Annotated in this window: 14 protein-coding genes; 5 read left to right on the forward strand and 9 right to left on the reverse strand. The window is 70.6% G+C overall.

Translation table 11 applies throughout. The annotated features are described in order from the left end of the window. Nucleotides 1-118: 118 nt before the first annotated feature. Together ACFORO_RS43010 and ACFORO_RS43015 are read right to left on the reverse strand one after the other, a co-directional pair. Nucleotides 119-1,222, reverse strand: coding sequence for a glycosyltransferase (locus ACFORO_RS43010; protein WP_377871602.1), 1,104 nt, complete (start codon nucleotides 1,220-1,222; stop codon nucleotides 119-121). A 3-nt stretch (nucleotides 1,223-1,225) separates the two neighbouring features. Further along, a complete protein-coding gene (locus tag ACFORO_RS43015) occupies nucleotides 1,226-2,296 on the reverse strand; it encodes a glycosyltransferase family 4 protein (protein WP_377871604.1) in 1,071 nt (356 codons plus the stop codon). Nucleotides 2,297-2,520: 224 nt separating this feature from the next. On the opposite strand from ACFORO_RS43015, the gene ACFORO_RS43020 reads away from it, so the two are divergent. Beyond that, on the forward strand, nucleotides 2,521-3,354 hold the full coding sequence (locus tag ACFORO_RS43020) for an inositol monophosphatase family protein (protein ID WP_354750209.1): 834 nt from the start codon (nucleotides 2,521-2,523) through the stop codon (nucleotides 3,352-3,354). A gap of 79 nt (nucleotides 3,355-3,433) precedes the next feature. On the opposite strand, the gene ACFORO_RS43025 is transcribed toward ACFORO_RS43020, so the two are convergent. The 5 genes from ACFORO_RS43025 to menD form a co-directional block, all read right to left on the reverse strand. After that, complete coding sequence (locus tag ACFORO_RS43025; protein ID WP_446681607.1) at nucleotides 3,434-3,817, reverse strand: DUF3592 domain-containing protein; 384 nt, start codon at nucleotides 3,815-3,817, stop codon at nucleotides 3,434-3,436. Nucleotides 3,818-3,901: 84 nt separating this feature from the next. Continuing rightward, nucleotides 3,902-4,561, reverse strand: a complete 660-nt coding sequence (locus ACFORO_RS43030; RefSeq protein WP_377871606.1) for a hypothetical protein — start codon at nucleotides 4,559-4,561, stop codon at nucleotides 3,902-3,904. Nucleotides 4,562-4,619: 58 nt separating this feature from the next. Continuing rightward, nucleotides 4,620-6,134, reverse strand: a complete 1,515-nt coding sequence (locus ACFORO_RS43035) for a M1 family metallopeptidase (protein ID WP_377871607.1) — start codon at nucleotides 6,132-6,134, stop codon at nucleotides 4,620-4,622. 91 nt (nucleotides 6,135-6,225) lie between these two features. Further along, nucleotides 6,226-6,570, reverse strand: a complete 345-nt coding sequence (locus ACFORO_RS43040) for a hypothetical protein (protein WP_354750217.1) — start codon at nucleotides 6,568-6,570, stop codon at nucleotides 6,226-6,228. A gap of 31 nt (nucleotides 6,571-6,601) precedes the next feature. After that, on the reverse strand, nucleotides 6,602-8,278 hold the full coding sequence (gene menD / locus ACFORO_RS43045) for a 2-succinyl-5-enolpyruvyl-6-hydroxy-3-cyclohexene-1-carboxylic-acid synthase (RefSeq protein WP_377871609.1): 1,677 nt from the start codon (nucleotides 8,276-8,278) through the stop codon (nucleotides 6,602-6,604). Between the two features lie 93 nt (nucleotides 8,279-8,371). On the opposite strand from menD, the gene ACFORO_RS43050 reads away from it, so the two are divergent. From ACFORO_RS43050 to ACFORO_RS43060, 3 genes are all read left to right on the forward strand, one after another. After that, entirely contained in the window at nucleotides 8,372-9,295 is a 924-nt protein-coding gene (locus ACFORO_RS43050) for a 1,4-dihydroxy-2-naphthoyl-CoA synthase (protein ID WP_354750221.1), read from the forward strand. A gap of 66 nt (nucleotides 9,296-9,361) precedes the next feature. Further along, nucleotides 9,362-10,498 (forward strand): o-succinylbenzoate--CoA ligase, encoded by a 1,137-nt coding sequence (gene menE / locus ACFORO_RS43055; protein WP_377871610.1) that lies wholly within the window; start codon nucleotides 9,362-9,364, stop codon nucleotides 10,496-10,498. Nucleotides 10,499-10,595: 97 nt separating this feature from the next. Then, entirely contained in the window at nucleotides 10,596-11,465 is an 870-nt protein-coding gene (locus ACFORO_RS43060) for a 1,4-dihydroxy-2-naphthoate polyprenyltransferase (RefSeq protein WP_377871611.1), read from the forward strand. Here ACFORO_RS43060 and ACFORO_RS43065 read toward each other — a convergent pair. Further along, nucleotides 11,462-12,238 carry a helix-turn-helix transcriptional regulator gene (locus ACFORO_RS43065; RefSeq protein WP_354746223.1) on the reverse strand — a complete coding sequence of 259 codons (777 nt, stop codon included), beginning with the start codon at nucleotides 12,236-12,238 and terminating at the stop codon, nucleotides 11,462-11,464. The genes ACFORO_RS43060 and ACFORO_RS43065 overlap by 4 nt on opposite strands. A gap of 87 nt (nucleotides 12,239-12,325) precedes the next feature. On the opposite strand from ACFORO_RS43065, the gene ACFORO_RS43070 reads away from it, so the two are divergent. Then, the gene (locus ACFORO_RS43070) at nucleotides 12,326-12,994 is read left to right on the forward strand and encodes an alpha/beta fold hydrolase (RefSeq protein ID WP_377871612.1); all 669 of its coding nucleotides are present in this window, start codon (nucleotides 12,326-12,328) and stop codon (nucleotides 12,992-12,994) included. 176 nt (nucleotides 12,995-13,170) lie between these two features. Here ACFORO_RS43070 and ACFORO_RS43075 read toward each other — a convergent pair whose 3' ends face one another. After that, complete coding sequence (locus ACFORO_RS43075) at nucleotides 13,171-14,610, reverse strand: aldehyde dehydrogenase (protein WP_377871613.1); 1,440 nt, start codon at nucleotides 14,608-14,610, stop codon at nucleotides 13,171-13,173. Between the last annotated feature and the right edge of the window lie 86 nt (nucleotides 14,611-14,696).

The following is a 14,696-nucleotide window of genomic DNA, read 5'->3' on the forward strand; positions in this document are numbered from 1 at the left end:
TCTTCCTTCTGTCGCAAGAAGAATGATCAACCAAGGGCTTCACCCATGACCAACCGGGTGCACCCTCCGACACCCGGACCTTAAAACTCAAGCTCAGGGTTCCCCTCACGGACTTTCGTCAGCCGAGCGCGGCGAGCATTCCCCGTACCGAGATCGGCCAGGCGAACTCCTCCGCACGCGCCCGAGCGGCCGCGCGCCTGATCTCTTCAGGGCTGTCCAGCAATCCGGTCACCGCACTGGCGAACGCCGGCGCGTAGTCATCCACCGCGGCCCCGCACCCCGGCCGCACGATCTCCCGCAACGCCGACGACGCCGAAACCACCACCGGCGTACCCGAAGCAAGCGCCTCCAACGCCGCCAACCCGAACGTCTCGTGCGGCCCCGGAGCCAGCGAAACATCCGCGCTGGCCAGCAACCGAGCCACCTCCCCGCGCCCAGCCAAGAAGCCGAGGAACGTCACCGGCAAGCCCCGAGCCCGCCGTTCCAACGCCCGCCGCCGCGGCCCGTCGCCCGCGATCACCAACCGCACCCGCGCCCCGGACTCGGTCAGCTCGGCGACCGTATCCACGCTCCGCTCAACGTGTTTCTCCGGCGACAACCGACCACAATGGACAATCAACGCGTCAGCGCCACCGGCCAACGCCGACCGCCATCCCGAATCCCGCATCGACGGCGCGAAGGTAGCCAGATCCACCCCCAGCGGCACCCGCCGAACATTCGGCGCGGCGATCCGTTCGAACTCCGCGTGCGCGAAGGCAGTAGTGCAAACGACCGTGTCGTACGAGGCGGCCATCCGCCGATTGGCGACATCCGCGACGTGCCGAGCCATCGCCCCCGGCAAGAGAAACTGCTCCAGCAACCGGTCCAGCCGCTCGTGCGAGATCACCATGCTGGGCACGCCATTGCGCCGAGCCCAGACGCCCATCCCTCGCAACGTCAGCCGATCGGACACCTCCAGCCGATCCGGCTCCAGCCGCCGCAACACCGCCCGCACCCGCTGCGGATCAACCGCGCGATAACCGCCGGTGCCGGGAATCTGCAAGGCAGGCAACGAATACCGGCACACGCCCGTCGGCAGGCTTTCCACCGCGTACCGCCGCCCGGGCACGACCAGCGTCACCCGGTGCCCGCTGGCGACATACCCCGCACCGAGGTGGTTCAGCGCGGTCCGCAACCCGCCGGACCGCGGTCCGTAGAAGTTCGCCAGCTGGACGATGTGCATGGCTCAAGCCGCACGCGCGACTCGGCCCTGTACCGCTTCGTAGTGCCCGACCAGCTCCCGGCACACCGCGGGCCACGTCCGGCCCAGGACCACTTTCCGCGCCTTCTCGCCGAGCCGCGCCCGCAACGCCGCGTCCCGCAGGTCGTCGACCTTGGACACCAGCGCCAGGCCGAACGACTCGCGGTCGGCGGGCAGCAGATACCCGGTCCGGCCCGGCAGCACGAGGTCTTTCGGCCCGCCCGCGTCCGGCGCGAGCACCGGCAGCCCGGACGCCATCGCCTCCTGCACCGCCTGACAGAACGTCTCGTGCGGCCCGGTGTGCACGAAGACGTCGAGGCTCGCGTACGCGACCGACAGCTCGTCGCCGTACTTCGCGCCGAGGAAAGCCGCGCCAGGCAACCGTTCCCGCAGCGCTGGCAGCTCCGGTCCGTCGCCGATCACGACCACGCGCACGCCCGGTATCCCGGCCAGCACGGTCAGCCGGTCGACCTCCTTCTCCGGAGCGAGCCGTCCGACGAACCCGACCAGCAGCTCGCCGTTCGGCGCGAGTTCCGCGCGCAGCGCCGGGTCCGCGTGCGCCGGGGAAAAGCGGCTGATGTCCACGCCGCGAGCCCAGCGGTGCACGCGCGGAACGCCGTGCAGCTTCAGCTGTTCGATCGAGTCCGACGACGGCGCGAGCGTCCGGTCGGCCCGCGAGTGCAGCCGGCGCACCCAGCGCCAGGCCGCCCGCGCGCCGATGCCGAAACCGTATGACGTGGCGAACCCGGCGATGTCGGTCTGGTAGACCGCGATCGACGGAACCCGCAGCCGTCTGGCCGCGGCGAGCCCGCGCGCGCCGACGACGAACGGCGAGGCCAGGTGCACGACGTCCGGGCCGAAATCGGCCAGCGCGGTCAGCACGGTGCGCGTCGGCAGGCCGATCGGCAGCGAGTTCACGCCGGGGAAGTCCAGCGCCGGAATGCGGACGACCGGAGCGCCGCGGTAACTCGCCGGGCCCGGCCCCGGCGCGACGACCAGCACGTCGTGCGCGGATTCGACCAGGTGCTCGACGACCCGCAGAACGGAATTCGTCACGCCGTTCACCTGGGGCAGGAAACTTTCGGTGACTATGGCGACTCGCACAACGTCACTGTCGCAAAACCGCAGGCAGGGCGGGCCAATCCCGCGTAACCGACCGGCCAACGGCGGCGAAACACTCCGCAGCGTCCGCGATCGGGCGCCGACCGTCGAAGAATTCGCCACGACATGTCATCTTCCGGTCGTGTCCCGGACACCAGGACCGCCCAGACTAAGCAGGCATGACCCTCTTGTCCTCCAGGCCGTCGCGGCCCGTGGAACCCGGGCTGCTCTCCCGAGCACTCGAGGTCGCGGGGCGGCTGGCGAACGACGCCACCGACGTGATCACCGCGACCGCCGGCCGCGGCGCGCACCCGGCGACGCTGGATTCGCCGTTCGACTGGGTCACCGACACCGATCGGATCCTGGAACGGCACACCCGGCGCGTACTGACCGCGGAGTTCCCCGGAATCCCGGTGGTGGGCCACGAATTCGGGGCCGACCACGGCGCGGACGTCGCGGAATACCGCTGGGTGGTCGATTCGGTGGACGGCACCGCGAACTACGTCGCCGGAGTGCCTTGGTGCGCGTACAGCCTCGCCCTGGTCGACGCGAGCGGCCCCGTGGTGGGCGTGGTCGCGGATCCGTACCGGGCGCAGATCTACGCCGCCGCTCGCGGACGCGGCGCCAGGGCCAATGGGAAGCCGCTGAAGCTGGTGGACCGTTCCGGGACGGCGGGGGCGATCGTCTGCACCGAACTGGCGCGCAAGGGCCCGTGGCCGGGAATGGGCGAGTTCATCGAACGAGCGGCGGCCGCACACGCCGGGGTGCGGGTGCTGGGGTCGGCCGCGCTGTCGATCGCACAGGTCGCGCTGGGGCACGCGGCCGCGGCGGTGTTGCACAGCTACCACGAATGGGATGTCGCTGGCTCAGTCGCGATGGCGATCGAGGCGGGTGCGGTGGTGCTGGACAAGCACGGGGAGGACGCCGCGCTGCCTACGGACGGGTTGCTGGTCGCGGCTCCCGGCGTGGCTGATGAGGTCCTCGGCTGGTGGCAGGAGACCGTCGGGACCTGAGTACTGAAGTCCGTGAGGGGAACCCCGAGGGAATCAGAGTCCGTGAGGGTTCCCCTCACGGACGTTGGGCCGGAGGCCTTCAGGCCCTCGCGAGCATCGGTTCCGGAGCGGACCGGTCCCGCTTGATCAGCCTGCGCAGCCACCACAGCAGCGGGCCCGCGACCAGCCACGTGATCAGCACCGTCATCCCCACCGGCAGCAGCGTCAGCGTCGCGGTTCGGCCGGCGACCCGGGTCAGTTCCGGGTTGGTCGCGTCGTACTCGATCGCCACCAGTTGGCCGGCGGCGAGACCTGACGGGTACAGCACCCCGGTCGGCGGACTGTGCACGATGCCGTCCGGGGTCTGGTACTGGATGATCGTGCGGTCGAACGCCACCGACTCGACCGTCGCGGTCGCGGTGCCCAGGTGCGATTCGATCGCGTTGTCGTTGCGGAACGCGGCGAACACCAGGCTCACGCACATCACTGTGAGCAGCACGGCTACGCCCAACACGGCGAACCACCCGATCCGCCGCGCCTGCACACTCCTGGCTGCCACACCGAGAGTTTAGTCGGGTGCGCCGACCAGCTCGGCACGCGGCAGCCAGTGCGCCCGGTAAAGCACGTGCAGGCAGTACGTATTGACCAGCACCCGAGTTGTGCAATTCAGGTCCGAACACGCGTGGTGCGGCGTTTCCTCGCCCGGAGCAGACCCCGGAGCGAGGAAGGCGAGGTCGAAGAAGTACTCCGCCGTGAATCGGAAGACTGCCGCGCTGCCGGTCAGGAACATCGTGTCGGCGTGGACCCGGTCGTGCAGCCGGTCCCGGGTCTGCCAGTGCGGCCGCTCCACCGGACGCCGATCAGCCGGGATTCGCACCGTGTGCGGCCGGGCCGGGCCGAGCGCCGCCCTCAGCCGGGGCCAGTGCGATGCCCGCAGCTGCGCGGTGTGCTGGCTCAGTACGAGATCCAGCGGACGACCGGCGCACTCCGGCTCGGCGGGAGTCCGACCGGCGCGCAACGGCAGGTGAATGACCGTATGCCGGGATCGCGCGGCCAGCAGCCACAGCACCCCGATCCGATACGCCGCGCGGCGGTCGACGCACATGTGCGGGTACCGGTCGTTTTCGTACAGCACCGCGGTATCCAGAGCGGGATCAGGGCGCAGCACCCGCCACTCCCGGCCGTCGAGCCGAGCGTGGCGGAGCTGCGCCCGCACTTTCATGGCCACCGAATCCTCCTTGCCGAGAGCGGAACTCTCCAGGATCCCGCAGCCAGGCAAGCGAATTTCAGTGCCGATCGGCCTCCGCCAGCGCGCGGTGGTTCGCCTGGATCTGGTCCCACGCCTTCGGCTTCGCCGGAGCAGCGGCGAACGCACGGGCCGCGACCGTCCCATTAGGACCGACCGCGGGCTTGCCCTTGGTGAACAGCCAGGTCTGGAACAGCTCCTGCAACGGCTTGCCCGACACCTTCTCCGCGAGCGCCACGAAGTCCGGGATCACCGCCGCCTTGCCGGCCTTCGCGACCTGCCACTGCTGCAGGATCGAGAAGAACGCGTCGTCGCCGACCGTCTTGCGCAGCGCCTGCACGGCCATCGCGCCCCGGTCGTACACCGCGCGGTCGAACTGCTTCGGCTCGCCCGGGTCGCCCGGCAGGACCTGCCAGAACGGGTCGTCGGCGGCGTAGGAGTCGTACGCGTACTGCGCGAGTTCCGCGGTCGTGCCCTCGCCCTGGTGCTCGGACCACAGGTACTCGGCGTAGGACGCGAAGCCCTCGTTCAGCCAGATGTCGCTCCACTTGCCCAGCGAAACGTTGTCGCCGAACCACTGGTGTGCGTTTTCGTGCGCGATCAGCGTGGTGTTGGCGCCGGCGGCGAAGTTGCGCGCGCCGTAGGTCGGCCGGGTCTGGTTTTCCAGCGAGAAGGTGATCCCGCTGGTCACGACGCCGCCCTCGGCCTCGAACGGATACGGCCCGAACTTCGACGCCAGGAACTCGTCGACCTCCGGCGTCCGCTCCACGCTCGCCTTGGCCGCGTCGAGCGAGTCGCCGAGATCCGCGCCGTAGGCGGTGATGAACGGTTTGCCGTCCGGCGTGGTGGACTGGACCACGTCGTACTTGCCGACGACGAACGACGTCAGGTAGGTCGCCTGCGGCTTGGTGCTGCGCCAGTTCCACCGCGTCCAGCCCGCGCGCTTCTTGGTCTTCTTCACGAGCGTGCCGTTCGTGATGGCGGACAGGCCGTCCGGAGCCTCGATCGACACGTCGTAAGTCGCTTTGTCGGTCGGGTGGTCGTTGGAGGGGAACCACCACTGCGCGCTCTGCGGCTCGTCGACGCCGAGCGCCCCGAAAGCGCCCTTCTTCCAGGTGTTCAGGCCGCCGACCTTCTCCGTCGACGGGCTGTCGGAGTAGCTCACGACGACCGTCGCGGACTGGCCCTTCAGCAGCGGCTGCGCCGGGGTGATCACCAGCTCGCCGTCGCCGTTTTGGTTGGCGAACTGCGCGGGCCGGTTGTTCACCAGCACGTTCGACGCCTTGAGCGCGAAGTCCAGGTCGAACCGCGAGAGGTCCTGCGTCGCGGTGAGCAGCAGCGTCGTGGTGCCCGACAGGACGTCGGTTTCCGGCTGGTAGCTGACGCGGATGTCGTAGTGCTGCACGTCGGTGCCGCCGTTGCCGGCGTTCGGGTAGTACGGGTCGCCGACGCCGGGCGCGCCCGGTGCCGGCACTGCCGAAGCGGTGCCCGCCAGCAGCACCGTCGCGACTCCAGCCGCAACCGCCCCGATTCCGGCCCGAGTTCTCGATCGCATTGTTCCTCCAAGGTGGCCAATGCGACCGAACGTATCCACGTCAGCACCGCACAGGTACGTCCGAAGGACGGGTTCTTACCCACTGGGAAGATCAACCGGATTCGGCGATCCACCACGCGATGGCGATCGGAATGCCGTACAGGATCGGGCCCGCGTACAGCCCCGGCCACGGCCCCCAGCCGCGCCGCGCGGCCAGCCCGGCCATCGCGAACGAGCCGCCGATCGCCGCGAACCAGCCGACCCACGGCAGCGAGGCGACCGCCTGCTGCCCGGCCGCGCTGCAGATCGCCCTGCTGTCCCCGGCGAAGCAGTTGTCGCTGGCCATCACCAGGAACGACGAGAAATACGAGCACACCAGCCCGACCAGGGCCAGCGCCGCCACCGCCGCGCTGAACCAGGCCCACCGGCCTCGCGGGCGCAGGTCCGCCTCGTTCACGAAATCCCCCATTTTCACCGGCCCCCGCCGGTTAAACCGTCCCCACCGCTTCCGCGACCGCCGACTTCAGCCGCGCGTGGAGATTCCGGTGCTGAGCCCGGTCAACCCGGACCTCGACCACTCGCAGGCCCGGCGCCGGCCGCAACGCGGCACGGAATTCTTCGACCGTCTCGGCCACGACGTGCGGCACCCGGTAGCCCGCGCAGAGCGCGCCCAAATCCGCGCCGTGCGGCGTGCCGAAGACGCGCTCGAAGCTCGCCGAGTGTTCCGGCGCGCCCTGCTCCAGCAGCGAGAAAATGCCGCCGCCGTCGTCGTTCAGCACCACGATCGTCAGGTCCGGCAGCTGCTCCGCGGGCCCGGTGAGCAGGCCGGACGCGTCGTGCAGGAACGTCAGGTCGCCGAGCAGCGCGTACGACGGCGCGCGGTGCACGGTGGCCGCGCCGATGGCCGTCGACACCGTGCCGTCGATCCCGGCGACGCCGCGGTTGCGGTGCACCAGGACGTCCGGACGCAGCCGTCCGGCCAGCGCGACATCGCGCGTCGGGTTCGAGGAGCCGACCACCAGCAGCGCGCCTTCCGGCAACGCGTCGACCAGCTCGGTCGCCACCCGCACGCCGCTCGGCCACGGCTCGGCGGCCAGCGCCGTCGAAACCGCTTGGCTGGCCGCGGCGTCGGCGCGCTGCCAGCTCGCCAGCCACTCCGGGTCGGCGGGCTTCGTCGGCTCGGCGAACCACTGCCCGACCTGGCGGACGTTGTGCGCGGGCGCGGGCCAGTCCGAATCCGGCCGCACCAGCAGCACCTCGACCTCAGGGTCCGACAGGACCTTCTGCACCTGCCGGAACACCGTCGGACGGCCGAGGCACAGCACCTGCTCGGGACGGTGCCGCGAGATGAATTCCTCGACGCCCAGCAGCCAGGCGCCGGACGACATCGCGGTCGCGCCGGACAGGCCGAGCCCGCCGGTCTCCGAAACCACCGGCCAGCCGTGCTGTTCGGCCCATTCGCTGGCCGCCTGCGCGCCGGTGTCGCACGCGATCACCAGGCCGTGGCGCGCCGAGGGCACCACGAACGAGGGCAGCGCGCCGAAGTCCGGCAGCTCGGTCCAGCGTTCGCCGTCCGGACGGCCTTCGAGCGATTCGTACCACTGCCCGTCATCGTCGAGATCCGGCACGAGCGGCTCGCGGAACGGGATGTTCAGGTGCACCGGCCCGCAGCGCCACTCGCCGTACGCGGCATTCCACGCGCGGCAGATCTGGCTGCGCCAGTAGGAGTTCTGCCCGGCCCGGCGCTCGGCGACGGCCAGCTCGTCGAAGTAGCGGACGGCGTCGCCGTACAGCTCGTACTGGTTGATCACCTGGCTCGCGCCCGCGGAACGCAGCTCGGGCGGACGGTCGGCGGTGAGCACGATCAGCGGCACGCCCGCCCGGTCGGCCTCCAGCACGGCCGGGTGGAAGTTCGCCGCCGCGGTGCCGGAGGTGCAGACCACCGCCGCCGGACGGCCGGTGCGCGCCGCGATGCCGAGCGCGAGGAACGCCGCGCCGCGCTCGTCGATGCGGACGTGCAGCTTCAGCCGTCCCGACGCGGCGGCGTCGTAGAGCGCGATGGACAGCGGCGCGTTGCGAGATCCTGGACACAACACCACGTGCGAGACGGTGTTGCGGACGAGTTCGTCGACGATGACCCTGGCCTGCGCGGTGGAGGGGTTCACCGGCAAGCCCCAGCTTGGGCGCCGTCCGACGGGCTCTCCCCCGGGGCGGCGTCAGGCACAGCGATCATGTCCACAGGTCCTATTCTCCCAAACGTGGATGACGCCCGAGTTTCCGAGCTGTTCGACCCCGCCGCCTGGTCCGAGGTCGAAGGGTTCTCCTTCACCGACATCACCTACCACCGTTCGCGAGATGCCCGCTCCGGCAAACGGGTGGTCCGGATCGCTTTCGACCGTCCGGAGGTCCGCAACGCCTTCCGCCCGCACACCGTCGACGAGCTCTACCGGGCGCTCGACCACGCCCGGATGAGCTCGGACGTCGGCTGCGTCCTGCTCACCGGCAACGGCCCGTCGCCCAAGGACGGCGGCTGGGCGTTCTGCTCCGGCGGTGACCAGCGTATTCGCGGACGCTCCGGGTATCAGTACGCGAGCGGGGAGACCTCGGACACGGTCGACCCGGCGCGGGCGGGCCGGCTGCACATCCTCGAGGTCCAGCGGTTGATCCGGTTCATGCCGAAACCCGTGGTAGCCGTGGTGCCGGGCTGGGCGGCGGGCGGCGGGCATTCGCTGCACGTCGTGTGCGATCTCACCCTCGCCTCGGCCGAGCACGCACGGTTCAAGCAGACCGACGCGGACGTCGGCTCGTTCGACGCGGGCTACGGTTCGGCGGGCCTCGCCCGGCAGGTCGGGCAGAAGTTCGCGCGGGAGATCTTCTTCCTCGGCCGCGACTACACCGCCGAGCAGATGCAGCGGATGGGCGCGGTCAACGAGGTCGTTCCGCACGCCGAACTGGAGCGGGTCGCGCTCGAATGGGGCTGGACGATCATCGGCAAGTCGCCGACCGCGCAGCGGATGCTGAAGTACGCGTTCAACGCGATCGACGACGGGCTCGTCGGACAGCAGCTGTTCGCCGGCGAAACCACCCGGCTGGCGTACATGCAGGACGAGGCCGTCGAAGGCCGCGACGCGTTCCTGGAGAAGCGCGACCCGGACTGGTCCGGCTACCCGTACTACTACTGACCTCGTGAGTGTTTATGCCGGTTCTGACCGGCATAAACACTCGCAAGACCCAGCCGGAGCCCCTTGGTGCACGTTTCCCGCCTAGACGGCAGCCCCGCCGCCCTGGCCGCCCTAGACGCGGCCCTCGCCCCAGCCCTGGACGGCGGCGAGGCGGTTCTCCCCCTGAACTCCGCCGACCCGTCGGCCCCAGCCCTCCTCGAAGCGATGGCACCGGACCGCCCGGTCGAGCCGGGCACCGCCGTGGTGATCGCCACGTCCGGGTCCACCGGAGCGCCGAAGGGGGTCCTGCTGTCGCCGCGAGCGCTCACCGCGTCCGCGACGGCCACACACGCCCGGCTCGGCGGCCCCGGGCACTGGCTGCTCGCCACGCCCGCGCACTACATCGGCGGCCTGCAGGTCCTGATCCGAGCGCGCCTGGCAGGCACGAAACCGGCGTTCCTGACCGGCACCGGCTTCCGTCCGGACGAGTTCGCCGCCGCGGCCGCGCCGGTCTTGGCGGAGAACGGCCCGCGCTACACCGCGCTCGTGCCGACCCAGCTAGTCCGGCTGCTCGACGACGGCGGCGCTGGCCTGGCCGCCGCGAAGGCCTTCGACGGAATCATCCTGGGCGCCGCCGCGACCTCGCCGAAGCTGCGCGCGCAAGCGGCCGAGGAAGGCGTGCGGATCGTTCCCTCGTACGGGATGAGCGAGACCGCCAGCGGCTGCGTCTACGACGGCATTCCGCTCGACGGTGTGAGCGTGGAACCCGACGCCGACGAGCGGCTGTGGATCTCCGGCCCGGTGCTTTCGCACGGCTACCGCCTCGCGCCGGAACTGACCGCGGAGTCGTTCCTGGACGGCCGGTTCCGTACCTCCGACCGCGGCCGCCTGCTGCCCGACGGGCGGGTCGAAGTGCTCGGGCGGGCGGACGACGTGATCAACACCGGCGGGGTCAAGGTTTCCGCCGCCGCGATCGAACGCCTGCTCGGCGCCCAGGCCGGAGTGCGGGACGCTTGTGTCGTCGGCATTCCGGACCCGCAGTGGGGCGAGGCCGTCGTCGCGATGGTGGTGGCCTCGGCGGACGAAGCAGCGCTGCGAGCTGCGGTGCGGACCGAGTTAGGTGCGGCCGCCACCCCGAAACGAATCGAGTTCGTCAGCGAGCTGCCCCTGCGCGGCCCCGGCAAGATCGACCGCCAGGCCGTGAAGTCCCGCCTGGTTCCGTGAGGGGAACCCTGCGGGACTCTGATTCCCCCAGGGTTCCCCTCACGGACTTTGGCCGGGTACCGAACGGGTGAAGATCGCATGGCGTTGAATGGACCCCATGGCGACAGTCAGTGAGTGGGTCGAAGGCGCGCGGCCGAGGACGCTGCCGAACGCGATCGCGCCGGTCGTGGCCGGGATCGGGGCGGCGATCGCGCTCGACGCGTTCTCCTGGTGGCGTTCGCTGCTCGCGCTGCTGGTCTCGCTGTCGCTGATCATCGGCGTGAACTTCGCCAACGACTACTCCGACGGCATCCGCGGCACCGACGAACACCGCGTCGGCCCGCTGCGTCTCGTCGGCTCCGGCGCGGCGAACCCGAAGGCCGTGCTGCGCGCCGCCCTGACCTCCCTCGGCCTGGCCGGAGTGCTCGGCCTGACGCTCGTCGCGCTGAGCGGATACTGGTGGCTGCTCGCGATGGGCGCGCTGTGCATCCTCGGCGCGTGGTTCTACACCGGCGGCAAAAAGCCGTACGGCTACTACGGTTTGGGCGAGCTCGCGGTCTTCGTGTTCTTCGGCCTCGCTGGCGTCCTCGGCACGGTCTACGTCCAGGCAGGCCGCGTCAGCTGGGACGCGCTGGGCTGCGCTGTGGCCGTCGGCTCGTTCTCGATGGCCGTGCTGGTGGCGAACAACCTCCGCGACATCCCCACTGACATCGAGTCCGGCAAACACACCCTCGCGACCCGCATGGGCGACGGCGGCACGCGCAAGCTTTACCTGACCCTGGTGACGGTTCCGTACGCGCTCACCGTGCTGATGGGCGTCTGGCACCCGCTGCTGTTCATCACCTTCGTGACCGCGCCGCTCCTGCTGAAGCCGATCAAGGCCGTCGGCGGTGGCGGCAAGGGCCGGGAGCTGATCCCGGCCCTGCGCGACACCGGCATGGCGATGCTGGCCTGGGCGGTGCTGAGCGCGGTCGCGCTGGCTCTCTAGCGGCCGCTTCGATAGCGGCCCGGCGTGGTCCCGATGATGGCGGTGAACGCCGCGATGAAGCCGCTGGGATTGGCCCAGCCGCAGGCGTAAGCGGTGCGGACGGTGTCGTGGCCGTCGGCTAGAAGCACCAGTGCGTGGTAGATGCGGAGCTGGGTGCGCCACTCGTAGAAGGTCATGCCGAGCTCGTCGTGGAACAGCCTGCTGAGGGTGCGCGCGCTGGCTCCGATCGCCTTCCCGAGCTCGGCCAGTGTGGCGTTGTCGGCCGGATTCTCGTGCAGCCGCTCGGCAATCGCCCGCAGCCGATCATCTTGCGGCGCGGGCAATTGCAGCGGCGGGTCGGGTGCTTCGCGGAGTTCGTCGACGAGGACCCGATGCAGACGAGCACGCGCGGAGCCGCGATACCCGGAACCCTCGTAATTGCGGGGCCCGGTCAGCGCGAGCAGAACCTCGCGAGCGAGGCCGGAAGTCCGGAACACCGCTGGCCGGTCCGAGACGAGCCGGGCCAGCGACGGGGCGAGAAAGACGATCCGGATGTCGGTGTCGCCGTGGGCACGATGGAAATGCGGGAACCCGGCGGGCGTCCAGGCGACTCGGGTGGCGGGTGCGAGCGACGTCCCGTACTCGGTGTGCACCGCCAGGACACCGGTAGCCGCGTAGACCAGGTGCCCGCGCTCGTGCGTCTGCAGCTCGCTGGTTTCGCCGGACGGCCAGAGATGCCTGCCGCCCGACGGCCACAGGTACGACGCAATACCGGGTTGGCGGGCAGTGGGCATCAGTTGGCATTCTAGCGTTAACGAGCCACCGCCAGCTCTTGAAATGCTCTCTCCCGAAGAAGCCGTTGCGGTTAAAGGGAGAAATACATGTCGACGTTCGTTCTCGTCCCCGGTGCTTGGCATGGCGGCTGGGTCTTCGAGGAGGTGGTGCCGCTGCTGGAGCAGGCCGGGCACACCGTGCACGCCCTGACCCTGACCGGTCTGCGGCCGGACGACGCCGCCGCGACGGTCGCCGCCGCCAACCTCGACACCCACGCCGACGACGTGCTGGCGCTCCTCGACCGCGCCCGCATCACCGACGCGACACTCGTCGGCCACAGCTACGGCGGGTTGGTGATCGCCGCCGCTGCCGACCGAGCCGGGGGCCGGGTCTCGCGGGTCGTGCATCTCGACGCCTACGTGCCTCGCGACGGCGAATCGTGCTGGTCATCGACGACCGAGGCATACCGGCAGGCATTCGTGGCCGGCGCCGAGGACACCGGCTACGCCGTCCGCCCGCCGGAACGCGATGGCCGGGATTCCCGCCGCCGTCCCCATCCGCTCGCCTCGCTGCTGCAGAAGATCCGGCTCACCGGCGGGTTCGCCGAGGTCCCCCGGCGCGAGTTCGTCTACTGCTCCGGCTGGGAAGGCACGCCCTTCACCGAACTCCGGGACCGGCTCGAAGCCGACCCGGACTGGCTCGTCCACGTCCTCCCCACCGCCCACAACGCGATGCGCGAAGACCCGGAAGGCGTCGCGAAACTGCTGAACGACTGACCCTCGAACCGGCCGCTCGCCGGACCGCGCCCGATGCGGCGAGCAGGTCGATCGCCCTGCTCGCCGAGCCATCCAGCTGAAGCCGATCAGGGCGGTGGCGAGGGCCGGGAGTGATCCCGGCCCCGCGCGTCACCGGCATGGCGATGCCGGTCTGGGCGGCGCCGAGCGCGGTCGCTCTAGCGGCCGGCCGCGATCGCCTGCCACTCCACGAACTCCGCCAACCCGTGCGAGCCGTATTCGCGGCCGACCCCGCTGGCCTTGAACCCGCCGAACGGCGCGTTCCCGTGCCGCGGCGCACCGTTGACGTGGAACGTGCCCGTGCGCACGGACCGCGCGATCTCGACGCCGTGCTCCGCGTCGGCCGTCCACACACCGCCGCTGAGCCCGTAGTCCGAGTCGTTCGCGAGCCGGATCGCCTCCTCCTCGGTGTCGAACGGGATCACCACGAGCACCGGCCCGAAGATCTCCTCGCGCGCGATCCGCATGTCGTTCGCGACGTCGGCGAACACCGTCGGACGCACGTAAAACCCTTCCGCCAGCTCGGGATCCGCGAACGGCTCGGCGCCGCCCGCCGCGATCCGGGCACCCTCCTCGACGCCTAGCCGCAGGTACGAAAGCACCCGCTCGTACTGGTCCTGCCGCACGATCGGACCGACGAACGTGTCCGGCTTCGCCGGGTCGCCGACCACGAGCCCGTCGGCCATTTCCGCGAGTGCGGCCACGACCTCGGCGTACCGCTCGCGCGCCGCGAAGATCCGCGTGTGGGCCACGCACATCTCGCCGTTGTTGGCGAACGTCGCGCTCCGGATCCCCTCGGCGACGGTTTCCGGGTCCGCGTCCGCGAGCACGATCGCCGCGGACTTGCCGCCGAGCTCGAGCCCGACCCGCTTGAGCTGCTCCCCGGCGAGCGACGCGATCCGCCGCCCGGCCGCCGTCGAGCCGGTGAACGAGATCTTGTCCACGCCGGGGTGACACACGAGGTGCTCGCTCACGTCGCGGTCAGCCGCGAACACGCTCACCACGCCCTCGGGGAACCCGGCCTGCTCGAAGAGCTCCGCCAGCACCATCGCGTCGAGCGCGGTTTCCGGCGCGGCCTTGAGCAGCACGGGATTGCCCGCCAGCAACGCCGGGATCAGCTTCACCAGCGCGGCCGAATGCGGCGAGTTCCACGGGATCACCGCCGCGACCACCCCGACCGGCGCGGCACGCACGATCGTCCGGTTGCCCGCCTCGTCGGTCAGCGTCTCCTCCCAGGAGAACTCGCGCGCGAGCTTGAGCCACGCGGCCGTGCGCTCCGGGAGGTTGTGCTGTGTCCACCCGGTGAACCAGCTCGGCGAGCCGTTCTCCGCGGTGATCAGCTCGGCGATCTCGTCCGCGCGGGCCGCGTGCAGTTCGTTGAACCGCTCGACCAGCCGCAGCCGCTCGGCCAGCGGGGTTCTGCCCCACGGTTCGAGCGCCCGCCGCGCCGCCGCCACCGCACGGTCGACGTCCGCCGTCGAGGCCTTCGGCGCGGTGCCCACCAGCGCCCGGTCGTGCGGCGAGCGGACTTCGAGGATGTCGGTCGTCGCGGGTTCGGTCCAGCGGCCGCCGAGGAAGAGCTGGTCGTAAGTACGCATCGGGATCTCCTGCCGAGGTTAACGGAACACTGCTCTCTTGTTTTCGAAGTTAACAGGACGCTGTTCTTTTATCAAGAGAGCAGTGT

It is taken from the genome of Amycolatopsis halotolerans (assembly GCF_042647905.1).
GTDB classification, from domain to species: Bacteria; Actinomycetota; Actinomycetes; order Mycobacteriales; family Pseudonocardiaceae; genus Amycolatopsis; species Amycolatopsis halotolerans.

Bases quoted from the DNA above. Each gene is read 5' to 3' on its own strand.
- ACFORO_RS43070 (WP_377871612.1), top strand. From the start codon at position 12,326: ATGTCGACGTTCGTTCTCGTCCCCGGTGCTTGGCATGGCGGCTGGGTC.
- ACFORO_RS43035 (WP_377871607.1), bottom strand. From the start codon at position 6,134: ATGCGATCGAGAACTCGGGCCGGAATCGGGGCGGTTGCGGCTGGAGTC.
- ACFORO_RS43060 (WP_377871611.1), top strand. From the start codon at position 10,596: ATGGCGACAGTCAGTGAGTGGGTCGAAGGCGCGCGGCCGAGGACGCTG.
- ACFORO_RS43025 (WP_446681607.1), bottom strand. From the start codon at position 3,817: ATGTGCGTGAGCCTGGTGTTCGCCGCGTTCCGCAACGACAACGCGATC.
- ACFORO_RS43075 (WP_377871613.1), bottom strand. From the start codon at position 14,610: ATGCGTACTTACGACCAGCTCTTCCTCGGCGGCCGCTGGACCGAACCC.
- ACFORO_RS43065 (WP_354746223.1), bottom strand. From the start codon at position 12,238: ATGCCCACTGCCCGCCAACCCGGTATTGCGTCGTACCTGTGGCCGTCG.
- ACFORO_RS43020 (WP_354750209.1), top strand. From the start codon at position 2,521: ATGACCCTCTTGTCCTCCAGGCCGTCGCGGCCCGTGGAACCCGGGCTG.
- ACFORO_RS43010 (WP_377871602.1), bottom strand. From the start codon at position 1,222: ATGCACATCGTCCAGCTGGCGAACTTCTACGGACCGCGGTCCGGCGGG.